Below are 25,679 nucleotides of genomic sequence, written 5' to 3' on the forward strand. Positions count from 1 at the left end.
TCAATACACCCGTTTTCCGCCTCGCCAGACGTTTTGAATCACCGGCAACTGATTTCTGGGTTCTACTAGCACCAGGTCTGCCCGTTTGCCGCGTTCGATCACGCCGCGGTCATGGAGGTTGGCGCAGCGCGCAGGGGTGGAAGTGACGGTGGCGATGGCCCGAGCCATGTCATAGTCGTTGTCTTCCATGCTGGCCAGGCGAAATGCCGCGTGCAGCATGCTGGCGGGATAATAGTCCGACGACAGTATATCGAGCACGCCGGCGGAGGCTAGCTCGGCTGCTGCAATGTTGCCTGAGTGAGAGCCTCCCCGCACAATATTGGGCGCACCCATCAATACACGCAACCCTTTGTCATGGGAGGCTTTAGCCGCTTCCCAGGTGGTGGGAAATTCCGCAATACGCATACCCAATGCTGCCGACTCTGCAACATGGTCGAGGGTCGCGTCATCATGGCTGGCCAGCGGGATGCCTCTGGCCTGGCAAATGGCGACGACGGCTAGGCGGTTTCGGTCGCTGTGCAGTAGAGCGGATTCCTTGCGTTTGTGCGTGAAGGCGTCCATTTCAGCATTGTTGAGGTTGTGCTTGCCCTGGTAATACTGCCGGTACTTGTCCTCCCGAACGAATTGACGCTGTCCTGGTGTGTGGTCCATGACCGAGACAAGCTGGAGCAGGGGATGATCAACCAGCTCTTCGAACAGTTGCAGAGTTTCGCCAAAACTGACTTCGCAGCGCAGGTGCAGCAGGTGATCGGCCCGCAAGATGCCCGCATCACGTGTCTCCGACAGAGCGTCGATGAGGGTCCTGAGGTGGCTCAGGCGATTGCTGCCATCAACAATATCACCGATGGACAACGCGTCGAATACCGTGGTTATGCCAGACGATACAATATGGGCGTCGTGGGTGAGCACGGCCGGATGGCTGGGCCAGATAACACCCGGCCGTGGCGAAAAGTGCTTTTCAAGGTTGTCTGTATGCAGTTCCACCAGTCCCGGAATCAGATAGGCTCCCTGGCAATCCTGGGCTTTGGCTGCTCGGGTATTGCCCCGATCTATAGCGTTGATCAGACCATTCCGGACTTTGAGTGTGCCGGTAAATACCTCGGTTTCAGTCACAATACGGGCGTTGGTGAGCAGTAACTCACTGTTTTCAAGCTGCGGTCGTTCCAATGTCAGGTCCATGGCGCTCATGCTGCTTCCTCTTTCGCGAGGCTGGTCAGGGGTATTCGGCGGTCGGCTAGCTGGTCGCGTAACCCGGCGTCGTGGAAAATACCGACAATAGCCGCGCCGCGTTCCCGCGCCTGCTGGATAAGCGACACCACAACAGCGCAGTTATCTGCGTCCAGAGAAGCCGTGGGTTCGTCCAGCAAAAGGATCGGGTAATCAACCACAAAGCCCCGGGCGATATTGACTCGCTGCTGCTCGCCGCCGGAAAAGGTCGAGGGAGCCAGGTGCCAGAGCGTCTTGGGTATGTTCAGCTGGCGTAGCAATTCGGAGGCTTTTTTGCGACAGCTCTCCCGGTCTACGCCCAGGGCCCTTAGCGGTTCCATCACCACTTCGAGGGTAGATACCCGGGGAATAACCCGCAGGAACTGGCTAACATAGCCCAGGGTTTGGCGCCGGATGTTCAGAATCTGCCTGGGTGTTGCTGTAACCAGGTCGGTAAGCTCGCCTTGGTGCCGAACATGAAGCTGACCGGACTGGGGCTTATAGTTGGCATAAAGCGAACGCAAAAGGGTACTTTTCCCGGATCCCGAGCGCCCGTCCAGCACGACGCATTCGCCAGCGTTCACGTCAAAGGACACATCTGTGAGGACAGAGTAGGAAACACCACCCTGATTGTGCAGGGTGAATCGTTTGTTCAGGTCGGTAACCTGGATCATGACCGTCATTGCAGTTCTCCAGTTCGATCACAGTGCGGTGTCACGGGGTCAACACCGAAGACACAAGCAATTGACTGTATGGGTGTTGTGGGTCATCCAGAATCTGGTCGGTAAGGCCTTGCTCAACTACTTTGCCGCCACGCATCACCATAAGCCTGTGGGATAACAGTCGGGCGACAGCAAGGTCGTGTGTTACCAGCACAACAGACAGGCCCAGGTCTACTACCAGGTTACGCAGCATATCCAGCAGGCGAGCCTGAACCGAGACATCCAGCCCGCCGGTGGGCTCATCCATGAAAACCACTCGCGGCTGGGTGACCAGATTGCGGGCAATCTGAAGGCGCTGCTGCATGCCTCCGGAAAAGGTGCGCGGCAGGTCATCAATACGGGCGGTATCGATTTCCACTTCTCGCAGCCAGGCTTCCCCTGTTGAACGCAGGGTGCCGTAATGACGTTCGCCGATGGCCATCAAGCGCTCACCAATATTGGCGCCAGCGCTCACGCCCATCCTCAGGCCATCCCGTGGATGCTGGTGGACAATTCCCCAGTCAGTGCGCAGCAAAAGCCGGCGCTGGCTTTCGGTAATGTCGTAGATGTCGAGTTTGTCGCCCTGTTTGCCGGTGTACTCAATCTGTCCGGAGTCTGGCGTCAGCATTCCAGACAGGCATTGCAGCAGCGTGGTTTTGCCGGAGCCCGACTCGCCCACTATTCCCAGCACTTCGCCGGGCCAGAGTTCAAAGTCGACGCCATCCACACCTTTGCCAGGGGCGTAAAGTTTGCGCAGATTGTTCACCTTCAGCAGAGGCTCGGCCAAGCCCTCTTCTGCCATAGCCATTGCCGTGTTCGTCATACAGCCTCCTGACGGGCGCCGGTCTCGAAGCGCTGGTTGCAATAGTCGGTGTCAGAACAGATGAAAATACGCCCGCCCTCATCGTCGGTCACAACTTCATCGAGGAAGGAATGGTCCGACCCGCAAAACTCGCAGGTCTGGTCCCAGCCTTGGATCTCGAAGGGGTGATCCTCGAAATCGAGACTTTCAACCCGGGTGAATGGCGGGATAGCGTAGATGCGTTTCTCCCGGCCAGCGCCGAACAGTTGCAGCGCCGGGTTGCCGTGCATCTTTGGGTTGTCAAATTTGGGTATAGGTGACGGGTCCATCACATAGTGGCCGTTGACCTTGACCGGATAGGCATAGGTAGTAGCGATGTGCCCGAAGCGGGCAATGTCCTCATACAGCTTGACGTGCATCACACCGTATTCCTGCAGCGCATGCATTTTCCGGGTCTCGGTTTCCCGTGGTTCGATGAACCGCAGCGGCTCGGGAATCGGTACCTGATAGACCAGTATCTGGCCGTGGCTGAGCGGCGTCTCCGGTATCCGGTGACGGGTCTGGATAACGCTCGCTTCACAGGTGGATTCTGTGGTGGCAACGCCGGCGGTGCGGGCAAAAAAGCGCCTGATGCTGACCGCATTGGTGGTGTCGTCTGCGCCCTGGTCGATGACTTTGAGAACGTCATCCTGACCGATAATAGTGGCCGTAACCTGCATGCCACCGGTGCCCCAGCCATAGGGTAGCGGCATTTCGCGTCCGCCGAATGGTACCTGATAGCCGGGCACCGCCACGGCTTTCAGCAGGCATCGGCGAATCATCCGTTTGGTCTGCTCGTCCAGATAAGCGAAGTTATAGCCGTTGCTGTCACTCTCGGTGTCAGAATTGTGGTTAGAAGCTGCGCTAGTCATGCCTGTTTCACCTCACGGTGTTGTTCGTTGTCCATGCTCGGCTCATCTTGGTTGCCGGGTTTGGACGTGGTGTTCATTTTTGGGTTCTGGTGGCCTGATTTGCGTTGTTCAAACTCTTTACGGAGTCGTCGCAGCAGTACCAGCTCAGACTGAAAATCAACGTAGTGCGGTAGCTTCAGATGAGACACGAAACCCGAGGAGTCGAGGTTGTCGCAGTGGGCGAGAACAAACTCCTCGTCTTGCGCCGGCGAAACCACGTCCTCACCCAACTCCCGCGCCCGCAGCGCGCGATCCACCAGCGCCATCGCCAGTGCCTTGCGCTCGGAATTGCCAAACGCCAGACCGTAGCCACGGGTAAAACGTGGTGCCTCGGTGGCGGTGCCGATAAACTGGTTGATCATGTCGCATTCGCTAACCTGAATGTCACCGACAATAACGGGAAAGCCCAGTTCTTCCGGTGCGATTTCCACCGCCACTTCGCCCTGGCGGATTTCCCCTGCAAACGGGTGATTACGACCGTAACCGCGCTGGGTAGAGTAGGCGAGTGCCAGCAGGAATCCTTCGTCGCCGCGGGCCAGGGCTTGAAGGCGCAGGTCGCGGCTAGCGGGATAGTCCAGTGGTTGGCGGGTAAGATCGGCCGGCGCCGAATCGTCGGGTTGAAGGTCACCGCTATTGGCCAGTGGGCTTTCAATCAGTCCCTCGCTGTTGAGGAAATCCAGTACCCGTGGGCAGTCTTCTACCATTTCGTCAGAGGGCTGCGTGGAAGGAATCGTAGAGGGTGATGGAGAAGGTGACGAAGAGCCCCGCTCACCATTGGCCAACAACGTAAAATCCAGCAATCGATGGGTGTAATCGTAGGTGGGGCCTAACACTTGGCCCCCAGGCAGATCCTTGTAGGCAGCGGAAATCCTGCGCTGGATAGCCATGGTGTTGGTTTCCATCGGCAGAGACGCGAGGAAACGCGGCAGGGTCGTGCGATAGGCCCGCAGAAGAAAAATAGCCTCAATAGAATCGCCGCTGGCCTGCTTGAGCGCCAGTGCTGCAAGTTCCGGGTCGTAAAGAGAACCTTCGGCCATGACCCGGTCTACGGCGAGTCCCATCTGTTGGCGAATCTGGGCAACGCTCAGTTCCGGTATCGAGGTGTCACCGCGGCGGGTTTCGTCGAGCCAGCTGTGGGCCTGATCGATGGCTTTTTCGCCGCCTTTGACAGCTACGTACATGCTATATCTCCACTCGAGTGGTGCGTGGCAGACCCATCAGGGCCGTTCCGGCGGTGAACAGAAGGTCAACGCCACAAGGAAATTGACGGCAATTATCGGCCAGCATGCCAGGCCAGCGCCGGTCCAGACCGGCGATGCCGACCGTGCGTACGCCATCAATCCCCGGTCCACGCAGAGCCCAAGTGCTGTCGGCATCCAGGCTTTCCACCTGCACGATCACGGTGGTGGAGCGATCTGGGTATTCATGGCTGCCTTGGGCAAAATAGGTCAGATCGCCGTCGAAATCTGGCGGTATCAGGGCAAACTCTGCCTGGCCCGGTTCGTCCACAAGGCGACAACCACAATGAAAGCGCAGCGCGCTCACCAGGGCGTCGGTTCTTAAGGCCGGCGCAATCCACAAGGGTGTTTCCGCGTCCAGAAGTGTCAGGCAAAGCTGGTATGACGCAATGTGCACGCCTTCAGGCGCTGGGATCTCTGGCACATTTTGCACGGTTCCGGGCTCAGAGAGCGCGGTGAGCGCGCGCCGAAACACCTGTTGTGACTGATGCACCGGATCGTCGAATCCGGCACAAAGCCCGGCCAGTGAGAATGCCGGTGAGAATGCCGGTGAGAGCGCCGGCGAAAATGTTGTGGACAGCGCCGGCATGGCGAATGGGTGACTCTCGTTGGTCGCGGTCATCGACTAGCTCCCCCTTACCATGGTCATGAAGTTAACTTTGGTTGTGGCAGCTTTGCGGGAGACCTTTTCACGACGAGCCAGCCACTGCTCGTGCAGTGGCTGTATCAATGCAGGGCCGTGTATGCGGCTGTTTTCGCACATCAGGCCGTCGAACAGTGCCGCCAGTTCAGCGTGGCGCCGGCTGCGGCCACTGACATAGCCAAAGCCCTGTGTACTGCCATCCAGTTCCACCACACACCGGGTAAGCGTTATTTCGCCGAGATTAAAGGGCGAGCCTGTGCCTCCGGTGCGGCCACGCACCATGGCCATGCCAATTTCCGGTTTACGGAGGTGGCGGAAAGTCGGTTGGAGTGGCAGGTTTTGCCAGTAAGTCTCCAAGTCACTCAGGTCGGCTCTTGCCAATACCGACATCCAATATTGACGATCGGCGACCTCCGACGTGGAATCCTTAGTTTGTGAAAAGCTCTGCGAAAAGGCCTGCGCGTGGGTCATGGGCCGTTTTCTCCTGTAAGTGGGCCAGTTATCTAGATGAAGCGTTTGCGGACCCACTGAGACGTGATATCCAGTGAGGTCACGACCAGAATAATGATGATCATCACCGCGCAGGTTTGAGCAAACTGGAAGCCGCGCATGCTTTCCCATAGAATCACGCCGATGCCCCCGGCGCCCACCATGCCCACAACCGTAGCGGAGCGGACATTGGATTCGAATCGGTACAGTGAATAGGAAATCCACAACGGCAAAACCTGCGGGATAACGCCATAAATAATTTCCTGCAGACCACTGGCTCCGGTGGCTCGCACACCTTCTACCGGCCCTGGGTCAATGGCCTCTACGGCTTCGGAAAACAGTTTTGCCAGCACCCCGGTGGTATGGATGAACAACGCCATGACCCCGGCGAACGGTCCCAGCCCTACCGCGACCACAAACAGCATGGCAAAGACCATCTCGTTGATGGCGCGGAACGAGTCCATCAAGCGGCGAACTGGCTGGCAGACCCACCAGGGCACGAGATTTTCCGAGGACATGATTCCGAAAGGGATGGCTAGAATAACGGCCATTACGGTGCCCCAGATCGCAATCTGTACGGTGGTGACCATCTCGCTGACATAGAGCGGCCAATGGTGAAAATCGGGTGGGAAAAAATCGGCTGCGAACACAGCCATGTTGTTACCGTCGGCAATCAGAGCCGCCGGATTCATCTCGGCTCCCTCCCAGGCCCAGATTAGGACAGCGCCGGTGATGCCCCAGCCCAGCAAGGCCGCCCAGCTCCGTGAAAGCAAGTTGCTTTGGCCTTCGGGAAGATGTGAGTGTGTTGATGCGCTTTGCATGAGAGCTGCCTGTCGCTTTTACGTCTGGAGTTACCGGGGTTGTCTCCGGCGCGAAAAGGGCTGGCGTTATAAGCCAGCCCCGGGGTCGATCAGTTGGACTATTCGCGGGCAGCGTCCAGTGCTGCAAGTCGACGATCCAGGCCGGCCAGTTGGGCTGCGATGTCAGCCAGCTTTTCGGTCTTTTCCTCTGCTGAGTAACGGCTGTCGTTCTCGATGGCCGCTTTTTGCTTGAACATTTCGAGCTGACGAATGGGAATCAACTGGTCATTGCTCGAAGCACGGAAGGGTGCCCATTGGAGATCAGCCAGGATTTTCAATTCTTTTTCGTCGCCGGTAGTGCCGTAGCCCATCAGGAAGTCGTAGACTTTCTGTTTGGTTTCCGCAGACAGATTTTTGCGCCAGACCAGTGGGTCAGACGGAATCAACGGTGATTTCCAGATTACTTTGAGGTTGTCTGCTTTTTCCGGAAAAGTGAGTTGCAACCGTGCCATGCTCTCGGTATTGAAGGTGGCCACGTCTACCTGTTTGTTAGCCACAGCCATGGCGTTGGTTTCATGGCCGGAATTTAGTGTGCGCTTGAAGGCTTTTTTGGGATCGATGCCGTTTTTGGCGAAAATGTAGTAGCTGGGCACCAGGAAACCGGAGGTGGAGTTGGGATCGCCATTACCAAACGTAAGGTCTTTAGCGTTGGCGAGCACATCCTCGACTGTATTCAGGTTGGTACTGTCTTTGTGAACAATCATCAGGCTCCAGTAGCCTGGTGAGCCGTCCGCTGCCACAGTCTGCACCACAATTTCGCCGCCGGCACGGTCGACAGCTTCCATCGCCGACTTGTTGCCGTACCAGGCAATGTCAACCTTGTCGAAGCGCATACCCTGAATGATGCCGGCATAATCCGGGGCGAAGAAACCTTTCACCTCCATGTCCAATTTTGCCGACATGTCCTCAAGGAAAGGTTCCCAGACGTTTTTTAGATTGCTGGAAGATTCGGTTGAAATGATGCCGAAGTTAAGAGTCTTCTGTTCTTCTGCCTGCAAGCCGGCTGCGCCTACTGTGACTGCGGCCGCCAGGGTCATGCGGCCTATCCATTGTTTCAACATAATGTTTTCCTGTGATTTTGAGTGTAAGTAAAAATACGGGACAGTTTTCCGGTCAGCCGGTGGCTGCCAGGGCAAACGCTTTGGTGGGTGTGGGGGTTGTTCTGCTCTTGACAGGTTCGCCGTCAATGTCGAAAGACGTGGTGCCGTAAATACTGGCCAGCACCGCGGGAGTCAGATTCGCGGATGGGCCGTCATACACTATTTCGCCAGCCTTAAGTGCTACCGCTCGGTGACAAAATTCGCGGGCATATTCGACTTGATGCAGCGTGACCACAACGGTGCGACCGTCTTGATCATTAATATCGGCGAGAATTTCCATGACACGGCGGGCCGATTCAGGATCCAGCGAAGCGATGGGCTCGTCAGCAAGAATCACTTCGGCCTTCTGGGTGAGTGTGCGGGCGATGGCAACCCGTTGCTGCTGGCCGCCTGACAGACAGGATGCGCGCTGGGTTGCCCAGAGATCCATTCCGACGCGATTTAGGCATTTTAGGGCCAGGGCTCTTTCTTCGGTGTTAAACAAGCCGAGGCATCCACGCCAACCGGGCACGCGGCCTAAAGTGCCGGTGAGCACATTGGTTATGACCTTCATGCGGCCGACAAGGTTGAACTGCTGAAAGATGTAGCCTATTCGTGCTCGCGTTTTTCGGATGTCCGGTGATAGCCGACCTTGGCATTGCACGAGTTGTCCCAGTACGCGAATTTCGCCGCTGTCTACATCGCCGCAGCTCAGCCCGGCGAGGTGGCGAAGGAGGGTGGATTTGCCAGAACCGGAGGGGCCGATAAGGGCTACCATCTCGCCGGATTCAATGGAAAGATTGATGTTCTTGAGGGCTTTATCCTCGCGTTTGCTGTTGCCAAACGTCTTTGATAAACCTTGAACCTGAATTTCGGGACCCATAGATCGCCTACCCTGTCGCGTTTTTAACGTGTGCAGGTAGTTTCTCTGGCGGCTGTGACGATTCGATGTCGTTTAGATGACAGTTTGTTGAAGGTTTTAAGACGGGAGTGTGAAATCTACCCAATCCCCGTCCCGGGCAACGTTTATACGATTCGGCAAGGCCGGGTTCGTACTCTGGCGCCAGTTATCCAGCTCGTGGCTGATGTGGATGAGCCACGCCTGGGCCGGATCTACGGCTTGAATACAATCCAGAGCCAGGGTCCAGTCGTTATGGCCTTTCGGCTGACCAGACGGCGGGAATGTGCAGTCTATTGCCAGTCCATCAGGCTTTATTGTTTGTAAAAAGTGTTGGGTGTCATTGGGTAAGCCACGAGTATCGGTCAGATAGGCAAACGTGGGGCCACCGGTAACTTCGAAGACGTAGCCGAAGGTCGGCTTCGAGTGGATCAATGGCACAGGTGTGACCTTTAACCCTCCGATTTCAAATGCAGAGAATGCTTTTTGAGGGTTGAAATCCAATATGCCAGGATGGCGGAACAGATCGGCGCAGCCGTCAGGGTCAGGCGGAATAAAGACGGGGATACTCGGCCCCTTGCCCCAGCGCAGGTGAAACAGCCCCTGAACATGATCAGGGTGAAAATGCGTCAGCACAATGGCATCCAGATCGCCGGGAGCGAAGCGTTTGTGCAGGTCCATCAGACCGCCATCAATCAAAATGCGTGTGGTTCCTGATTCGATCAGGGCAGAGCAGGGCTCGCGCGCAAAGACCGCGTTTGTTTTGGCGACGGAACAGGCCGCGCAACTACAACCGTAAAGTGGCACACCACCGGCAGCGCCCGTTCCTAGAAAGGTTATCCGCATCGGGCGCTCCCAGAAGGGGTTGTGTCCAGACCGGCCTTAGAGTTGGCCTGATACTGGAAAGAGCGTCAAGGATAACCCTTTAAAGTTAAACAGATGTGACAGTCAGAAATCGGCGTTTTTTACGGTTGCTCAACACCCTTCACAGAGGCCACTTCGGTGCTCAACGGCGCTCGACGGAACGCCTTGAGCATGAAAGGGCGGACGCTTGCCATGCTAGGGCCTTCTTGATTCACGTCTGGTTTTGCACCCAGTTGAAAGCTGGGCAACCCACCGCCGTTGCTTCCGGTCGCCAAGAACGGCGCAAGTAATTCCGGATTGCCGCTGATCACGTGAACAATAACGTCACGGCTGGCGCCTTCGCCGGTCACCAGGGGTGCCGGCTGGTGATCGCCTAACAGCACCAGCAGGGTATTCTCATCCACGTGGCGCGTTGCATAGCCTGTCGCCACGTTCAGCGCGTAATCGATAGCAAGAGCGAAGTGTTCACGAACTCGCTCAGGCTCCCGCCACAGGCTGGCAGGTGTTTCGCCGGCGCCTTCCCACTGCTTGAATGCGGTGCCGTCGCCAACACTGTCCCAATCGTCCAGCACCGGCAAAATAGGGACCCAGGGAGCATGGCTGCTAATCAGAGCTACTTCTGCAAACATCGGCCCAACCGTTTGTTCACGAACGCTGCGCTGAAACCAGGACCAAGTGTACTGATCCGGCATGGTCACCCAGTTAAACGGAGGCCCTTGGTAATCCATGGTGGTGGATTGGTAAATACGGTTGTAGCCAAAGGCCTGGCCTTCTGGCCAGTCTTGGGTAATAGCCGGCATCACTGCGATTGTATCGTGTCCGGTTAACGCCATATCGTCTATCAGTGTGGGGTAATCGCTGGCTAGCAAAATCTCGTAGTCCAGCTGGGTATCAATCCACTGGCCGCTTAACATCGTGGCGTGTGCCAGCCAGGATTGCCCGCCTTGCACCGGTGAACCCAAGCGTCCAGACACCATGTACAGGCCCGCTGCGCTAACGGCGGCTTCCATTTTGTCGAGGCGGGAGCCGATAAGGTCCGTAAAGCGGTCGTCGGTGAGGCTGGAGATGCCGTAGGATTCGATAAACCCAAAAATCACATCGGTGTTGGCCAGGCCGGCCAGTGCCACAGGCTCTCCGGCCGCCGGATCGTTCGCCAAACTCTGGCTGAACTCTGCCGTTGACCGACGGGTGTCGATAGCGAGCAGTATCTGGTTCGATGTTAGCTGCGCAGCGCTCAGGCTTACCACTGATTGGGGCGTAAACGACACCGCCACCAGCATTACCCCTGTGGCTAAAGCTGCTTTACCAAAACCGGAGTGCAAGCCTCCGGCAAGGTGGCTTAGCAGCTTGCTTATCCACAATGCCAAGCCACAAAACGCCAGCAGTAAAGCCAGCAGTATCAGCAGTGAAAGGCCAGTACCGAGGTTACTCAGCATCAGGTCGACCACCGAGCCGACCACCCCCAGCTCCAGATAAAGATTGAGTCCCCGCCCGAGACTTTGGCGAACCAGCAGATCGCTCAGTGTAAATAACGCCAACACGGCGTACAGCGTACCGACCACGCTGGCCAGCACCCGGGTAAATACAGACGGCGATAATAGACTAAACATGGCACAAACTATCAGCGCCTCGGCGGCAATCCAAGGAATCCAAGGGTAACGCGGTAACAGTAACGCCAACAACAGAGCATTAAACAGCAACAACGTGAGCGCGAAACGCTTCAAAAGGGGACGTCCTTTAAGAGAGGGCTCCCGCCGACGGGATACCCTATGTTGATACCGATAAGAAAACAGATACGCATGGGGCGGGGTTTTCGGATTGCTAGGCGTGTAACATATTGCTCAAGTATTTAGCAGCATAGCGGGTAACCATTAGCCGGCTGTACGATACTGTAAAATAAGGCTTACAATTTCATGGTCGCTTTTTGTCGATGCTAGAGAATCATTCAGAGAAGTTCTCTGCGGTAAGTGGATGTTGAATTTAGAACGTAAAATACTTTGTACTTCGCCATCAACGGCTGGGTCAAAATCTTTTCCAACATAAACACGGATGCGCTGATAAATAAATTCTTTATTGGCCATTAAAATCATTTCTGTTATTTAGCATTAAAGTGTTTTCCAATATTTTGTCGGGTAACCTGAGCAGATGGTTTTCGAACAATGACAAGTGCGATTCCTCCGAGAATGGCGGCGGATGCCAGCACTAATCGCAAGGTTATGAATTCGCCCAGAAAAACAACGCCACCTACGGCTGCAATCACCGGAACACTGAGCTGTATGACAGCGGCGTTCGTGGCTTTTAGCATGGGCAATACCATGTACCATACAACATATCCTAGCCCGGATGTGAGCGCACCTGAGATAATTGCGTACCAGATGCCCGCAACATCCAGAGAAAGCCGGCTCAGCATGAAAAAGCTTAAAACGACGGCAAAGGCAACGGCGCGCGTGAAGTTCCCGGCGCTTGTGTGAACAGGGTTGCCGGCACTTCTCCCGCGCAAAGAATAAACACCCCAGCAAATCCCGGCTCCTAGCATCAACAGGGAACTGGCCACTGGCGGTGTGGTTGACAAACCAGGCAGAAACAACAGCAATAGCCCGCCGAAAGCGAGCGCAAGGCCGGCTAATTGCAGCTTGAGCAGGCGCTCTCCCGCCCAAAAACCGTAAACAATCATAGTGACTTGAACCGCGCCGAACAGCAGCAGTGCGCCCGTGGCCGTGGGCAAACTCACATAGGCAAATGAAAAACCCGCCGCGTAGGCGAACAAGGCCGCAGCAGACCACCAGCTTCCACTGCCGCTGCTGGGCCGGTTGCTGATCCGCACAACCAGCAAAAGTACAATCGCACCCGAAATCAAACGGATCGCCGTAAAGCTAGCAGCATCAATATCCGTGTGTTTCAGGGCCATTCTGGCCAGCACCGAATTACTCGCGAAGGCAATCATGGCAAGAGTTGTCAGAATGATTATTCGCATAAGAAACTCTCTATCTGACGACTCGTTGCCACCACGCCAGCCTGCCCATTACTCCCGTAAGGAGCATGTGTTTGTTGTCGAAAGTGCGGAACGCGCCAACGGGTCTGTACTCCGGCGAGCGCCGCAAATGGGTTTAACGGGCTTGTTATATTTGCTTGTGGCTGCCATCACACAGTGGCTGTGATGCTGTTGATTTACAGCCGCAAAAAAAGACTTTTTTCGTTTCTGGTGCCGCGTATTTCACGGGCCTAAAAGCTGAGCCACTATGAGAACCGTCGCAAAAAGGCTGTTTCGCACTTTTACCACAAGCGCACCAAAAGTAACTTTTTCCAGATTCTACTTCCACTGCGTAGGGCGTATCAGATGCTCGAATGGCTTCTGTCATTATTATTCTCTCTCAATGATCGAATGAACATACCGCACAGAGTCTACACCAATACTTGCCGCGTATTCGCAATGTAGTGATGGACCTGGCGCTCAACTTTGGCGCCAATCATAACGTCGGGGCGTCGACCGTTAGGGCAGGGCAAACTGGGTGTTGTGCCAAATAATCGGCAGATTAAAGGACGCTCCCCGTAAACTGTGCAACCATCGGGGCCCAGGTGCACACAGCTAAGGTCACCCAGTGCGGCCTCATGTTCGGCGTCAGTTTTTACAGGCAGGCGCGACATTTCTTCCGAAGACGTCGTTACCGGCCCGCAACAATCGTGACAACCCGCCACACACTCGAACGAAGGAATCTGCTCGCGTAGACGCGCGATAATATTTCGATTTTTGTACATATATAGCCGCCATTTACCAAAACATAAACTGTGTTTCAAAAACCAACTCTACCGATATAACGCGCAGATTTTATTGCCTGAGGGGTCTCTTAAATAGGCAATGTATAAGTTGGCTCCGCCGCGAAGCCCGGGTGGGTTCTCGCATGACGTGCCACCATTGGCAATGCCGGCAGAGTGCCAGGCATCAACGGTTGCGGAATTTTCTGCAGAAAAGCCGATGGTGGTGCCGTTACCATGATAAGCGGGTTCGCCATCAATTGGCTTTCCAATCGCAAAAGTGCCGCTGTTTGTTCTGTAAAAGCAGCGCCCTTTGTCATCCACCAGACCAGACTCGTGCCCTAGAGAGCCAAGAATAGCATCGTAAAAGATCTTTGATTGTTGAACATCGTTTGCACCAACCATAATGTGACTGAACATGCCTGCTCTCCGTAAGAAATATAAATACGCCCGAGACATCAATGCCGTATCTCGCTTTGACGCATGAGCATTGCGTCAACCGTCAAAAATATCAGATTGTAAGTTCGCACGGTCTACCTGCGGCTTTGTGTCGTCGTTGCTCTGCGCGGACATACTGAAAAAAAGAAAAACCAATAAGCAAAAGCCCGTGCCCCATACAAAAATTACTTTTAAATAGACGGCTATTTTTTTCTTAGCCGTCGGGTTAGGCTTTTTAGAGAAGCCGAAGTAATCCGCACCGAACAGGCCAACCCCGCAACTCTCACAATAGTTTTTCGAATACGAAATTCTTAATGCTGAAGGCTCAAATACTTCCCGACAACTATAGCAGCTAGGCATAGTGATTACTGATTCCTTGAAGTCATAACGTCGCCAGTATGTGCGTATGCTCATTACGAATCCCGAACTTGCGTCAGGGCTTTTCGGTGGAATAATCGGTGTCTGCGAAAACCTCTGAGAGAATCGCTTGCTCTATATAACTGCGTTGCCTGGGTTTGGCTGGCAGCCTGACGGTGAGGTGAATCTCGCTGGCTACCGGAACCTGAATGGTCACCCTTGGGTCTACAGAAGGCACTTCCAGGCCCCGCGAAACGCCAACCTTAGTCATGTACGTACGCACAGATTCCAGATAGGGCTTGCAATGGCGATTGGCTGCCGCCAGCAGTGCTTTTTGGGCGGTATGCCAGTCATCTTCTCGTTTGAAAGGCACGGTAAAAACATGAAAATCCCAGTGGTCAGTAAAACTCTCGTTGATAACCGGCTCAGACAAAAACAATGCATTGGGTATCACAATCATCCGCCCGGTGCGCTGGTGGGATGTTTTTCCAGGGCCTACTTCAAGCACCGTCGTTGCCAGCAGGGTCTGATCGATGACATCGCCCCGGAAATCCTTAACCTGAATACGATCGCCCAGATTGAACGAGCCGGCACCACTCTTTAATATTGCGCCGGAAACACAAAGAATCAATTCTTTGGTGGCGACTACAAAAGCGACAGCGATAGCGACGATGGACAAAGCCAGAGATCGAATCTGGTCGCCCCAGATTAGCGCCAGACCCAGTAATCCCAATAACAGGAAACCGTTGCGAAAGTTCATCAGTAACCGGCCCCGCAACTCTGACGACGTGACGTGCCGACGAATAAAGCGGGCGGTCAGCGTCCGCAGAATAACGATGGCCAGCAACAGCAACCCAGTGCTGATCAGCAGTCGCCAAATCGCGTCTGGCAACGAAAAATTCTGAGGCATCAGCGCCATGGTTTCGAACATATTTCAGTCTCATGACAGTTAATTCGAGGGGGTATTGTCGGGGGAAAGCGAAGGCGTAACAAGCCGACATTCAGCTCATTCTCTCACGGTTGCCCGCGGAACAGGCCCTCACTACAGCGTCCCACCTAGGCGGAGCAGCGGCTCCGAACAACGCGGCTACTCGTGCAGTGCTCTCCCCGGTATGAAAGAAACCATCGACCTCCATTCCCTTGTGAATTCGGCAGGCTGGCACGTTTCGGCGGTCACACAAATTAAACTACAAACACGCGAAACACGGTGCTCTTGAGTTGGTTAACAGATCCGTATTAACGCGGCCGGGCAAAAACCTGGGTCCAGAGAGGGGAGTATTGCGAGCCTGGCGACTCAATTCTCACCGCGCCCATTTCGGTGAATTTGGCACTCATTATATTGGCGCAGTGTCCCGGGCTCGAGAGCCACGCATCAACCACCTCCTCAACAGAGTTCTGGCCTGCTGCAATGTTTTCGCCCACCGCTGACCAGCGGTAATCTCTGTCATTCACTCGCTCGCCGATCTCAGCGCCGTCAGGGCTGGTATGACTAAAGAATTCCAGCTCCGCCATGGCCTCCGAGTGGGCTCGCGCGGCATCCTCAAGTTTGCAGTTCCAGGACAGCGGATCGACGGCGTTAAAGTCGTGGCTGCCGCATTGCCGGGGCTGACTGCGAGCTTCATTGACTCGATTCAGCAAAGACTGATCTGCTTCGTCCATCTGGCAGTTACCGGCCATAAGAAAACCGGAAAACCCGAGAATAAACAGCAAGGTAAGAGTGCACAATGAACGGGTAAATAAGAAAGTCATCACTTAGTGAGAACCGGACATGATTACCGTAGCCTGTTTAGCCATCTGACTTTCCTCGATTTTAGCAAAATCGATCCCTGCGCAGCTGAGTATTAAATTCTCTACGTACGCTACGCTGAATACGAATAATTCTATCAGAGGATCGACGATATACTAAAGTCACACCATTATTTTGTGATTTCGATAAGGCTTAGATAACGTCGGCAGTACCTTCTGAATAAAGAGTGGAGAGAAGTAATGCGCTTTCGTCTCAATTCTACCGGTAACTTTGGCAAGCAGCTCAAGCGGCTGATGCAGTCAATTAACGAAGATATTGCTCTAGCGCTTTTGCACGCATGCAGGGTTCCGGAAACGGGTGTCCATGAGGCTCGAAAAAGCTGTAAAGAAGCGCGTGCTCTACTACGGCTGATTGGATCCCAGATTGGCAAAGCCGAGTGCAGCCGCCAGCAAGAACATTACAAAGCGATTTCCGGGAAGCTTTCCGGCAGCCGAGACGCAGCGGTTCGTGTGAAAACCTGGCGGCAACTGGTAAACGAAAAAGCCGCGTTGCAGGAACAACGATACGACGCCATTGACTGTTTCCTTTCTGGACAGCAAAAACTCAATCCACTCGAGGCTAAAGGTCGTGAATTTTTCATCGAGCTGGCTTTAGAAGCAGAAGCTCAGAGCGCCGCACCGGAAGAATGGGATCTTCCAAAGTCACTGTCGACACTTATGCCCAACCTCAAACTCATATACCAAAAAGCTCTTAACGCCGAGAAGAAGGCAAATAGCTCTGACGAAATCGAAGCTTTTCACCAATTTCGAAAACGATCAAAAGACCTGTTCTACTGTTTACGTGTATTGCGTCCGATGTTTGGCAAGGGCTCAAAGTCAAAGGTAAATAAGCTTGAAGTAATGACAGAACTTCAAGGCTTGGCCAATGACCAAGCCGTATTACTCGAATACTTGGCAGATCATCGCCACGAGATTGACCTGGATGATGAACAATGGGACTTAGCCGAGGCATGTATCGTTGCGAAGCTTCAGGCGCTTCAAAAGCAGACCCACAAACGGGCGAAAAGCCTTATTTCAGTTTCAGCAGCTTCCTTTATCAAGTCGTTATAGTTTTCAGTGCATGGAACGGCTCACTCAGAAGTGGGAAACGCTTGCGATCTGGCACCATGGGCCTAGGATAAAGGTGATCAGAGAAGGTATCTCATTGCGTGGAGGAAAGGGGTATGAAGTGGGTCATTTTGATCATTATTGGCGCTGTTGTGGCCTTTTGGCTTTTTCGGGGCCGCGGTAGCAACAGCATTGAAGATCCCGAGGTGAAAATATTTGAGGGAAAGGATTACTACCTCACATCCGATGACACCTCATCCGATGACAAGCCATCCTCTGGCGACAGTAACCCGCGTCATTGAGTTGCTGCTGGAGTGCACCGCCAATGAGGATGAGGTTGGATCCCTTTTACACATCCAAAAAAGCTAGGCGAGCACTGAAACAGATACGCAAACAGGTTGTCAGGCGAGTGTCAGTTTCCTAGCGCTTCAATTGCGCGCTGACCCACTTCTGTGTGGTGCAGCAACTTACCAAAGGGCGCGCTGGTGTCTCCCGACCCCTGTGTAAATACCAGTACCGGGGTGTGGGTGCCGGTGTGAGTGCTGGTGTGGGTGCCGGTGTCGTTGTAATGCGCGGCCCAGTCGATTTGCCCGGCTTCGATCATCAGGAAGGATCCTTTGTCGTTCTGGGATAGCGAGTTTTTCGCTTTTTCCAGAATGCTTTCTGTGCTGTTACCGTCTTTATTTACGCCAACCATCTCGGCGCCACGCAACTGACCGGTTGCCAGTTGCGTGGCGGAAGCGGCGGAATCCACCACAAGATTGTTGTTGGCGTGAGTCATGGAGAGGCCTATGCGGCCTTAGCTATCGTCTAAATGTTTGCCCAGCATCGCGTGATACAGTTCCCGATCGCCGATGGCGCCGGTGATTTGACCGTTCTCTTCCACCAGCAGGCTATGACCGGTGAAGTACCGAATCTCCACGGCATCCCGCAAGGGGGTGTCTGGCGCGATGCGGGTGGGCTGCTGGGCCAGGCTTTCGATAGCCTGACCTTCTTGCCACAGTTGGGTCTGGAAGGTTTGGCCACCGCTGGTGACCACCGCTTTTTCGGCTACATCCGGTGTGTGCAGCCAAATACCGTAGCGTTTATTGATGCAACGATTACCGCTGGCGTCTTCCTGTATCTCCCCGATAGGCAACGCCAGGGAACGTGCGGCCAGAACATTGAGCGGATTGGTGCTGGCAACAAAGCTTTTGACGTAATCGTTCGCGGGTTCCAGCACAATTGCTTCCGGCTTGCCATGTTGAACGATCTGACCGTCCTTCATAATCGCAATGTGCGAGCCCAGCTTTAGTGCTTCATCCAAATCATGACTGACGAACACAATCGTTTTCTGCAGTTCTTCCTGCAAGGTCAGCAGTTCGTCTTGCAACTGGTTACGAATCAGCGGGTCAAGGGCGGAAAATGGCTCGTCCATCAGCAGAATTTCCGATTCCGTTGCCAATGCCCGGGCCAGCCCCACCCGCTGCAGCATACCGCCGGACAGCTCAGCCGGTCTGGACTTGGCCCAACTGGAGAGACCAACCAACTCCAATTGACGCGCGACCTTCTTGCGGCGCTCGGCCTTGCCCAGACCTTGCAACTCCAGACCAAAAGCAACGTTGTCTTCCACCGTCAGCCAGGGCATCAGGGCGAAGTTTTGAAACACCATGGAGATGCGACGGGTGCGGATGTCCCGCTGAACTTTATCGCTGGCCTGGGTAAAATCCACCATCTCACCGTCGTGCCGAATGCGAATGGCACCACTGGTGACATCGTTCAAGCCGTTAACACAGCGCAGCAGGCTGGATTTTCCGGAACCGGACAGCCCCATCAGAACGCAAATCTCACCTTTCTTGACACTCAGGCTGGCATTTTGGACACCGACCACTAATCCGGTCTGGTCACGGATTTCAGCCCGGTCCATGCCCTGTTCAATCAACGGCAGCGCGCGTTTGGGGTTTTTGCCGAAGACGACGTTTACATTCTCAAATTCGATCATGATGACGTCTCCTTAGCATCACTTTGGCGGAAGAACCGGTCCATCCAGATGGCCAACAGCACAATCGCTAGACCGGCTTCAAAGCCCTTGCCAATATCGACCGTATTCAAAGCTCGAACCACCGGTACACCCAATCCATCGGCGCCTACCAAAGCGGCAATAACAACCATTGAGAGCGATAACATGATGCATTGGGTAATACCGGCACCAATGGAACTCATGGCAGCGGGTAGCTCAACCTTGAACAACAGTTGCCGATTGGTGCAGCCGAAGGCCTTGCCCGCTTCGACCAATTCTTTCGGCACCTGGGAGATGCCCAGGTGCGTTAGCCGTACCGGGGCGGCGATGGCAAAGATCACGGTTGAGATCACGCCAGGTACCACTCCCAGGCCGAACAAGGTCAGCGTCGGGATCAGGTAAACAAAAGGTGGGATGGTCTGCATCAGATCCAGCATCGGCTGCAGGAATTTGTACAGCCAACGGCTATGAGCCGCATAAATGCCCAAAGGAATGCCGATCACTACACACAACAGGGTGGCGTACAACACCAGCGACAGCGTCGCCATGGTGTCTTCCCAGTAACCAATATTCCAAATCAGCAAAAAGCTGAAGGCGGTAAAAGCGGCCAATCCCCAACGGCGATGACGAAGATACGCCGCCACCGTCAGAAGCAATATCAGAGCGCTAGGCGGTACCCACAACAGGGCCCCGGTCAGGCCGTGGATCATGCTACTCAGAGTATCGGAAACAGCGTCAAAAAAGCCGCTGAAATTGACGACCAAAAAATCAACAATGCCTTCGACGAAGTCGCCGAAAGGCAGTTGGTGCTCAGTTATCCAGCTCATGGCGTTCAGTCTTGTTGGGTGCAGGCCTTGGCCGACACCGGAAATGGGAGGTGTTCGTTATAGAATCGGGCGCTCTGAACCTGTCAGTTCAGAGCGCGACCAAAGTGCTTTCTATAATATTCTCTGAAGTATTCTCTACAAAATGCTCATCAGTGCTTTCTTCAGTACTACTTCAGGGATGCCTTAACGGCAGGCAGTGCTGCATCGCCGTTCAAGGTTGTGACACCTTTGAGCCAGACATCCAATACGGCCGGGTTGTTGGCCAGCCAAGTGTGAGCAGCATCCCGTGGTTCTTCGCCGTCGTTCAGAATAGCGCCCATCACTTCGTTTTCCATGGACAGTGAAAACGTCATGTTAGTCAGTAGCTTGCCCACGTTCGGGCATTCGTTCAGGTAATTCTTACGCACGTTGGTGTGAACGGTTGCGCCGCCGTAGTTGGGGCCAAAAAAGTCGTCACCACCGTCCAGGTAGGCCATGTCATGATTGGCGTTCATGGGGTGCGGTTCCCACCCTAGGAATACCACCCATTCATTACGACGAACTGAACGGCCAACCTGGGACAGCATGCCAGCTTCGCTGGACTCCACGAGCCGGAACTCACCAAGATCGAACGCATCCTGGCCGATCATGTCTTGAATCAGACGGTTGCCATCGTTGCCGGGCTCAATGCCATAAATCCGGTCGTCAAATTGGTCGGCGTGCTTGGCAATGTCGGCAAATTGGGTCACACCGGCATCGTAAACGTACTGCGGTACCGCCAAGGTGTATTTGGCGCCTTCCAGGTTAGTGACAACGGTTTCAACATCACCGCTTTCCAGGTAAGGACGCACGTCTGCTTCCATGGTGGGCATCCAGTTGCCCAGAAACACGTCAATGTCTTTGTTCTGGAGCGCCCGGTAAGCCACGGGCACTGACAGCACTTTTGCTTTTGGCTCGTAGCCCATGCCTTCCAGTACTTCGGAGGCCAGCGCGGTGGTGGCCGTGATGTCGGTCCAGCCAACATCGGCAAAACGGACGGTTTGACATTCGGTATTTGGAGCCGCTACTGCAGCGCCACTAATAGCAAGGCCAGCAAAGGCCAAAACAAGCTTTTTCATTTGTCGTTCTCTTTTTATGGATTGTCGGTCACAGCGTTAGCGCTGTGCATTTTTCCAATCAGGGTGCCCGCACAGGGTGGGTCTAGGCCACGGGTGTAATCCGCGCATTGAAAGGCAGTAGACGCTGTGCGTAGCTCTTCGCCGCCGAAGCGGATCGAAGGTCAAAAGCGCTCGATTTGAACGAATACCCAAAAAGTTGAACAAGCGTTCAATGAATATAGGTTAATGGTATGAAGCCTAAATATCAAATGCGGGGAAAAAGCCCGAACAATAGGGACTCAGCTTTAAAAGCAGTCAAAAGCGGCAGGACAGTAAAAAAATTATTTAGAAGACATAGAAAAGATGCCTCTAAAAATCGCTTCAACGCGAGAAAAAGAGACATCAGCACTCGTTTTTCAAACCCCCTGACGGAAAATTTCTAGTGCAAAAAGTATCGTTTAATCATTTTCCGTTTTGCCGGTTTATGGAAGTTGATTTTTGTAATGTCGCCGTCCACATGTTTGACCAATCTCGGGTTCATCACCGCAAACCACAGTGGCGGGATGTAGGCGAGAACGAACATGCCGAGGTAACCGTTCGGCAGCGTCGGCAGATTGTCGAAATGGCGTAACGACTGATAGCGACGTGTTGGATTTGCGTGGTGATCCGAGTGACGCTGCAAATGGAACGTCGCCCAGTTTGAAAAAATATGATTACTGTTCCAGCTGTGGTGAGGCTGAGTTGGCTCGTAACGACCGTTTTCACGTTTTTTCCGCAGCAGACCGTAATGCTCAATGTAATTTGCCGAAGTGAGTTGGAACATACCCCAAACGGCGATGGCGAGAATAAAGGGCAGAACCGCAACGCCCAGCAAGATGACGGCGGTTCCCCACGCGAACGCAGTGATTAACGCCGGTTGCAAGATCTCATTATTAAGCGACCAAACCGGCTTGTCGGCCTTGTTTAATCGCGTTTTTTCAATGTCCCATGCGCGCAAGAACGCGCCAGGAATTTCGCGCAACGCAAACCCCCAAAGTGTTTCGCCCATGCGTGACGACGCCGGATCGTCCGGTGTTGCAACGTCGCGATGGTGGCCTTTGTTGTGCTCGACAAAAAAGTGACCATAGGCGCAAGGCGCAAGAACGATCTTTGCCAGCCAGCGTTCCATTCGGGCTTTTTTATGGCCTAATTCATGGCCTAGGTTAATGGCGGTGCCCTGCAGCGTGCCGATAACAAGCACGGTGGCGATCATGCCGTGCAGTGGGGCATCCTGGGTACCAATAAACCAAACGCCGAGCGCCCATATTGCCCAAAGCACAGGAACCAGTAAGTAGGTGACATAGCGGTAGTAGCGATCTTGTTCAAGCTGCGCCACAACCTCTTCTGGTGGGTTGTTGGTGTCTTCGCCGAGCACCATGTCCAGAACCGGAATTACCACAAAGTAAAACGCCAGCGGAGCCCACAGCCAGAGCGCATTGCCGGTGACGAAGAACAGGCCGGGGCCGACAAGGGCCAGCATCGGTACGAGAACAGACAAGGCCCATAAATAGCGCTTACGATCGCGGTAGATCTGGCCTGATGGAGTGACAAAGACACCAGCTTGGTTCATGTTATTGTCCTTATAGGGATGGGGGGTACGTTGCCATATTGGCCTTTTCCGCCGGCGTCGGTCACCGCTATAAGTGGCAATTAGTCGTCAAATAGTGCCATCATAATGACTAAAAATGAGCGTAGTACAGGAGACGTATGGCGCTATTGGCAACGGAAAGACTTCGCCCCGCGATACACCCAACCTATGCGCGGTTGGTGTGCGCGCATTTGCGTCAAGAGGGCTTTGATAACGAGACAATTCTGCAGGGTACGCGGTTGCAGTGGGAGCAATTACTGAGCGGGAATCGTTATCTCAGTCTTGAGCAGCTTGCGCGTTTATTGCGGCGCGCCACAGCGCTAACTCGAACGCCGTGGCTGGGCCTGGACATCGGTGGCATTACCTCGGTTTCTGCCCATGGTGCGCTCGGTTACGCCATTGTGTCGGCGCCGAATCTTCGTGTGGTGTTACACACTCTGGCGCGTTTCACCCGCTTGCGTTTTCAGTTGGTGAACGTTGTTATTTCTGAAACGGACGAACATTTTACCGTGAGCATGGAAGAACTGTCAGAGCTTGGCGATGTGCGCGAGTTTATCTACAGCGCGCTGTTGGTCACCTATCTTCAATTGGTCGACACCGTGACCTCTCAGCGCTTACGCAATATTCAGATTGAATTGCCAATATCGCGCCCGCAATGGGCAGACGTTTACCAACAGCGTTGCGGTTGCCCGGTGATGTTTGATGCACCGGCGTTTCGTTTGCAAATGCCGGTGAGCGTACTTGATACGCCTTGCCTCACCGCCGATGCCGGCACCTTTCGCACCGCATTGCGTGATTGCGAAAATCAGTTGCGCCAGCTTGATAACGGTGGCGCGTTGAGTCAGCAGGTGAGTAATTGTTTGCTCAATAGCTCGGATGGCTATCCGGGCCTTGACGAGGTGGCGTCCAGCTTAGCCATGTCGCGACGTACATTGATCCGTAGATTAAAAATCGAAGGCACCAGTTACCAAGAGCTGCTTGACGGAGTGCGGCAAGAATTGGCTGCCTGGTATTTGTTGGAAACCACTGTTGCGGTTGAGCAGATTGCGGAACGACTGGGTTATCAAGACACCTCTAACTTTAGCCGCACCTTTCGGCGCTGGTTTGGTATGACCCCGCACGCTATGCGTAACGGGGACATATAGCGCTGCCCGGTTAGGGGGTTTGGAGCACCGCTTTACTCGAACGCAGGAGTTGGATAATCGAGGCGGCCGAGCCAATCAACATCACAGTAATCAGGCTCGCAGCAAAAAGTTTAGGTTCGCCATCGGCATAAGCCTGCCAGCTCATAGTCGAACGCCAGCTAAACGTTGCGCACAGCAGCAGCGTAGTCAATCCGGCGGCTATCAATGCCGGCCAACGACCGCCCTTCAGCAACCAGAATCCCCACACTGCACTCAGTATTCCAAAGGTAGCACCCGACATTAAAGCCGTTTTGGCTGCAGCCGGATTGGACGCAAATCCAACCAAACCACACACGATCAAAAAAAGTCCGTACCCGATATACCAGCGGCCAATGCTTGTTCTGCTCATGTTTATCCGCTACCGATTAGTGTTGTAAGAAATTGAAGACCGTCTCGTTCGCCAGTCAGTCCGGGATCAGAGAGAGGCCTTACATGTCCCGACTGATGAACGCACACTCCGATCAGGCGAGTGCCATTTCGACAACATGCGCAGCCAATAGTTTCGTATCGATCTTCAATTTTTAGCTCAATGCGAAACGCTACGGCCGTGTGGACGTGGTTTGGCCTGCTAATAGCTTTTCAAGAAGCTCATCTATTTCTTTTTTTAATTCTTTATCGTCAATCCTGTCAGCGCTGATTTTCGCATTTTCAAGACTTTTGATGGCTACGTCAGTTTGGCCTAATTCGATTTGCAATGTCGCCATGGAAAATGCGATGGACGACATATGGTCCTTCAAATCCATATCGACGGCTTTCCCCAGAGCTTTTTCATAGCCAGGCAAAGCGTCTTCTATCTCTTCTTCAAAGTCAGCCAGTGTTTCCCATTGCTCTGGATGATCTTTATCGGTGTTTTCGTTATCTGTACAAACCGCCTTCAACTCTGCATAGAGCGAATTGAAGGCCTCTCTATCATCTTTGTCGGCAGCCTTCATTAGCTTTTCAGCTAACTCATAAACGGACTTGTGTATTTTGGTATTAATCATTACGAACCACCTGCTGCCGATGCTTATTGCCATCAATATCTAGCTGAATTGCTTACTTCTTCAGTGCTTTTGCAAAGCGCAGGTAAGGCAATTTAATGTCGATCTCGCCGAATTTCTCTTTTGCCTGCTCATCGTTTAGAGCCAGCCCTACAATCACGTCCTGACCTGGAACCCAGTTAGCAGGCGTTGCGATACCGGCACCGTCTGTGATCTGGACAGCGTCCAGGGCACGCAAAATTTCCGCAAAGTTGCGACCTACAGCCATGGGGTACGACATGGTCAGACGAACCTTTTTGTCCGGACCAATAATGAACACCGTCCGCACGGTAGCACTGTTGGCAGGCGTGCGATTCTCGGGCAGATAGGCACCGGCTGGCAGCATGTCGTAAAGTTTAGATACCAGCAAAGACGTGTCATCAATAATCGGGAAGTCGGCAGCGGCACCGGAAAACGCTTCGATATCGCGCTTCCATTTCAGGTGTTCTTCAACGTTGTCTACCGATACGCCCATCACCTTGGTATTGCGGCTGGCGAATTCAGGTACCAGCTGAGCAACAGCACCAAATTCGGTGGTGCATACCGGTGTAAAATCCTTTGGGTGTGAAAACAGGATGGCATAGCTGTCACCAATCCACTCGTGAAACGTGATTTTGCCGTCTGTGGAATCCACAGTGAAATCTGGAGCTACATCGTCGATACGAATAGACATAATTGCATTCCTTGGTTGTTGTGACGAAGCAGAGCGACTAAATCGTCGCTCTGCCTGCTTTGGTTAAGCTGCGTCAAATTCAGCGGATGAATACCGCTCGGGTTGATCGTACTGCGAGCCATCCAAAGATGATACCTAGTTTG

The 25,679-nt window shown here is 53.8% G+C and carries 31 protein-coding genes; 3 read left to right on the forward strand and 28 right to left on the reverse strand.

Annotated elements, in window-relative coordinates; all coding sequences use genetic code 11:
- The 20 genes from ABA45_RS07485 to ABA45_RS07575 all read right to left on the reverse strand — a co-directional run bounded on the left by ABA45_RS07485 (nt 1) and on the right by ABA45_RS07575 (nt 16,027).
- Nucleotides 1-1,188: an alpha-D-ribose 1-methylphosphonate 5-triphosphate diphosphatase gene (locus tag ABA45_RS07485; protein WP_048385038.1), complete on the reverse strand. Its 1,188-nt coding sequence runs from the start codon at nt 1,186-1,188 to the stop codon at nt 1-3.
- Nucleotides 1,185-1,889 (reverse strand): phosphonate C-P lyase system protein PhnL, encoded by a 705-nt coding sequence (gene phnL / locus ABA45_RS07490; RefSeq protein WP_048385040.1) that lies wholly within the window; start codon nt 1,887-1,889, stop codon nt 1,185-1,187. Before phnL ends, ABA45_RS07485 begins: the two co-directional genes overlap by 4 nt.
- Before the next feature lie 31 nt (nt 1,890-1,920).
- Complete coding sequence (phnK, locus tag ABA45_RS07495) at nt 1,921-2,730, reverse strand: phosphonate C-P lyase system protein PhnK (RefSeq protein WP_157035532.1); 810 nt, start codon at nt 2,728-2,730, stop codon at nt 1,921-1,923.
- Nucleotides 2,727-3,620 carry an alpha-D-ribose 1-methylphosphonate 5-phosphate C-P-lyase PhnJ gene (locus ABA45_RS07500; protein WP_048385042.1) on the reverse strand — a complete coding sequence of 298 codons (894 nt, stop codon included), beginning with the start codon at nt 3,618-3,620 and terminating at the stop codon, nt 2,727-2,729. Before ABA45_RS07500 ends, phnK begins: the two co-directional genes overlap by 4 nt.
- Complete coding sequence (locus tag ABA45_RS07505) at nt 3,617-4,840, reverse strand: carbon-phosphorus lyase complex subunit PhnI (RefSeq protein WP_048385043.1); 1,224 nt, start codon at nt 4,838-4,840, stop codon at nt 3,617-3,619. Before ABA45_RS07505 ends, ABA45_RS07500 begins: the two co-directional genes overlap by 4 nt.
- 1 nt (nt 4,841) lies before the next feature.
- Nucleotides 4,842-5,519 carry a phosphonate C-P lyase system protein PhnH gene (gene phnH / locus ABA45_RS07510; protein WP_053076135.1) on the reverse strand — a complete coding sequence of 226 codons (678 nt, stop codon included), beginning with the start codon at nt 5,517-5,519 and terminating at the stop codon, nt 4,842-4,844.
- 3 nt (nt 5,520-5,522) lie between these two features.
- Nucleotides 5,523-6,011, reverse strand: coding sequence for a phosphonate C-P lyase system protein PhnG (phnG, locus tag ABA45_RS07515; RefSeq protein WP_048385044.1), 489 nt, complete (start codon nt 6,009-6,011; stop codon nt 5,523-5,525).
- A gap of 32 nt (nt 6,012-6,043) precedes the next feature.
- Nucleotides 6,044-6,850: a phosphonate ABC transporter, permease protein PhnE gene (phnE, locus tag ABA45_RS07520; RefSeq protein WP_048385045.1), complete on the reverse strand. Its 807-nt coding sequence runs from the start codon at nt 6,848-6,850 to the stop codon at nt 6,044-6,046.
- 98 nt (nt 6,851-6,948) lie between these two features.
- On the reverse strand, nt 6,949-7,950 hold the full coding sequence (phnD, locus tag ABA45_RS07525) for a phosphonate ABC transporter substrate-binding protein (RefSeq protein WP_048385046.1): 1,002 nt from the start codon (nt 7,948-7,950) through the stop codon (nt 6,949-6,951).
- A gap of 52 nt (nt 7,951-8,002) precedes the next feature.
- Nucleotides 8,003-8,851, reverse strand: coding sequence for a phosphonate ABC transporter ATP-binding protein (gene phnC / locus ABA45_RS07530; RefSeq protein WP_048385047.1), 849 nt, complete (start codon nt 8,849-8,851; stop codon nt 8,003-8,005).
- Nucleotides 8,852-8,947: 96 nt separating this feature from the next.
- The gene (gene phnP / locus ABA45_RS07535) at nt 8,948-9,712 is read right to left on the reverse strand and encodes a phosphonate metabolism protein PhnP (protein ID WP_048385048.1); all 765 of its coding nucleotides are present in this window, start codon (nt 9,710-9,712) and stop codon (nt 8,948-8,950) included.
- 119 nt (nt 9,713-9,831) lie between these two features.
- Nucleotides 9,832-11,454 (reverse strand): hypothetical protein, encoded by a 1,623-nt coding sequence (locus ABA45_RS07540; RefSeq protein WP_048385052.1) that lies wholly within the window; start codon nt 11,452-11,454, stop codon nt 9,832-9,834.
- 147 nt (nt 11,455-11,601) lie between these two features.
- Nucleotides 11,602-11,811 carry a hypothetical protein gene (locus ABA45_RS07545; protein ID WP_048385053.1) on the reverse strand — a complete coding sequence of 70 codons (210 nt, stop codon included), beginning with the start codon at nt 11,809-11,811 and terminating at the stop codon, nt 11,602-11,604.
- 14 nt (nt 11,812-11,825) lie between these two features.
- Entirely contained in the window at nt 11,826-12,704 is an 879-nt protein-coding gene (locus ABA45_RS07550; RefSeq protein ID WP_048385054.1) for a DMT family transporter, read from the reverse strand.
- Between the two features lie 145 nt (nt 12,705-12,849).
- The gene (locus ABA45_RS18470; RefSeq protein ID WP_084708289.1) at nt 12,850-13,089 is read right to left on the reverse strand and encodes a CDGSH iron-sulfur domain-containing protein; all 240 of its coding nucleotides are present in this window, start codon (nt 13,087-13,089) and stop codon (nt 12,850-12,852) included.
- A 43-nt stretch (nt 13,090-13,132) separates the two neighbouring features.
- Nucleotides 13,133-13,486 carry a YkgJ family cysteine cluster protein gene (locus ABA45_RS07555; RefSeq protein WP_048385056.1) on the reverse strand — a complete coding sequence of 118 codons (354 nt, stop codon included), beginning with the start codon at nt 13,484-13,486 and terminating at the stop codon, nt 13,133-13,135.
- A 48-nt stretch (nt 13,487-13,534) separates the two neighbouring features.
- Nucleotides 13,535-13,903 carry a VOC family protein gene (locus ABA45_RS07560; RefSeq protein ID WP_048385059.1) on the reverse strand — a complete coding sequence of 123 codons (369 nt, stop codon included), beginning with the start codon at nt 13,901-13,903 and terminating at the stop codon, nt 13,535-13,537.
- Nucleotides 13,904-13,978: 75 nt separating this feature from the next.
- Nucleotides 13,979-14,335, reverse strand: coding sequence for a hypothetical protein (locus ABA45_RS07565; RefSeq protein ID WP_227506164.1), 357 nt, complete (start codon nt 14,333-14,335; stop codon nt 13,979-13,981).
- Nucleotides 14,336-14,354: 19 nt separating this feature from the next.
- Nucleotides 14,355-15,209 (reverse strand): mechanosensitive ion channel domain-containing protein, encoded by an 855-nt coding sequence (locus ABA45_RS07570; protein ID WP_048385062.1) that lies wholly within the window; start codon nt 15,207-15,209, stop codon nt 14,355-14,357.
- A gap of 305 nt (nt 15,210-15,514) precedes the next feature.
- Complete coding sequence (locus ABA45_RS07575) at nt 15,515-16,027, reverse strand: CAP domain-containing protein (RefSeq protein WP_227506205.1); 513 nt, start codon at nt 16,025-16,027, stop codon at nt 15,515-15,517.
- Between the two features lie 237 nt (nt 16,028-16,264).
- On the opposite strand from ABA45_RS07575, the gene ABA45_RS07580 reads away from it, so the two are divergent.
- Both ABA45_RS07580 and ABA45_RS07585 read left to right on the forward strand, forming a co-directional pair.
- Nucleotides 16,265-17,134, forward strand: coding sequence for a CHAD domain-containing protein (locus ABA45_RS07580; protein WP_048385064.1), 870 nt, complete (start codon nt 16,265-16,267; stop codon nt 17,132-17,134).
- A gap of 113 nt (nt 17,135-17,247) precedes the next feature.
- The gene (locus ABA45_RS07585; RefSeq protein WP_014870894.1) at nt 17,248-17,433 is read left to right on the forward strand and encodes a hypothetical protein; all 186 of its coding nucleotides are present in this window, start codon (nt 17,248-17,250) and stop codon (nt 17,431-17,433) included.
- Nucleotides 17,434-17,543: 110 nt separating this feature from the next.
- Here the strand turns inward: ABA45_RS07585 and ABA45_RS19675 are convergent, their stop codons facing one another.
- The 5 genes from ABA45_RS19675 to ABA45_RS07610 all read right to left on the reverse strand — a co-directional run bounded on the left by ABA45_RS19675 (nt 17,544) and on the right by ABA45_RS07610 (nt 22,642).
- The gene (locus ABA45_RS19675; RefSeq protein WP_048385066.1) at nt 17,544-17,912 is read right to left on the reverse strand and encodes an alkaline phosphatase; all 369 of its coding nucleotides are present in this window, start codon (nt 17,910-17,912) and stop codon (nt 17,544-17,546) included.
- Between the two features lie 18 nt (nt 17,913-17,930).
- On the reverse strand, nt 17,931-19,112 hold the full coding sequence (choV, locus tag ABA45_RS07595) for a choline ABC transporter ATP-binding protein (RefSeq protein WP_014870895.1): 1,182 nt from the start codon (nt 19,110-19,112) through the stop codon (nt 17,931-17,933).
- Complete coding sequence (gene choW / locus ABA45_RS07600) at nt 19,109-19,957, reverse strand: choline ABC transporter permease subunit (protein ID WP_048385068.1); 849 nt, start codon at nt 19,955-19,957, stop codon at nt 19,109-19,111. The genes choV and choW overlap by 4 nt, the downstream gene beginning before the upstream one ends.
- A gap of 167 nt (nt 19,958-20,124) precedes the next feature.
- Complete coding sequence (locus tag ABA45_RS07605) at nt 20,125-21,054, reverse strand: choline ABC transporter substrate-binding protein (RefSeq protein WP_048385069.1); 930 nt, start codon at nt 21,052-21,054, stop codon at nt 20,125-20,127.
- A gap of 418 nt (nt 21,055-21,472) precedes the next feature.
- Nucleotides 21,473-22,642, reverse strand: a complete 1,170-nt coding sequence (locus ABA45_RS07610) for an alkane 1-monooxygenase (protein WP_048385071.1) — start codon at nt 22,640-22,642, stop codon at nt 21,473-21,475.
- A gap of 137 nt (nt 22,643-22,779) precedes the next feature.
- Here ABA45_RS07610 and ABA45_RS07615 point away from each other — a divergent pair, with 137 nt between their 5' ends.
- Nucleotides 22,780-23,805, forward strand: a complete 1,026-nt coding sequence (locus ABA45_RS07615) for an AraC family transcriptional regulator (RefSeq protein ID WP_048385073.1) — start codon at nt 22,780-22,782, stop codon at nt 23,803-23,805.
- A gap of 10 nt (nt 23,806-23,815) precedes the next feature.
- Here the strand turns inward: ABA45_RS07615 and ABA45_RS07620 are convergent, their stop codons facing one another.
- The 3 genes from ABA45_RS07620 to ABA45_RS07630 all read right to left on the reverse strand — a co-directional run bounded on the left by ABA45_RS07620 (nt 23,816) and on the right by ABA45_RS07630 (nt 25,536).
- Nucleotides 23,816-24,193 carry a hypothetical protein gene (locus ABA45_RS07620; RefSeq protein WP_048385076.1) on the reverse strand — a complete coding sequence of 126 codons (378 nt, stop codon included), beginning with the start codon at nt 24,191-24,193 and terminating at the stop codon, nt 23,816-23,818.
- Nucleotides 24,194-24,383: 190 nt separating this feature from the next.
- Nucleotides 24,384-24,827 (reverse strand): hypothetical protein, encoded by a 444-nt coding sequence (locus ABA45_RS07625; protein WP_048385078.1) that lies wholly within the window; start codon nt 24,825-24,827, stop codon nt 24,384-24,386.
- Nucleotides 24,828-24,879: 52 nt separating this feature from the next.
- A complete protein-coding gene (locus tag ABA45_RS07630) occupies nt 24,880-25,536 on the reverse strand; it encodes a peroxiredoxin (protein ID WP_048385080.1) in 657 nt (218 codons plus the stop codon).
- Nucleotides 25,537-25,679: the final 143 nt, after the last annotated feature.

Source organism: Marinobacter psychrophilus, assembly GCF_001043175.1.
Lineage (GTDB): Bacteria > Pseudomonadota > Gammaproteobacteria > Pseudomonadales > Oleiphilaceae > Marinobacter > Marinobacter psychrophilus.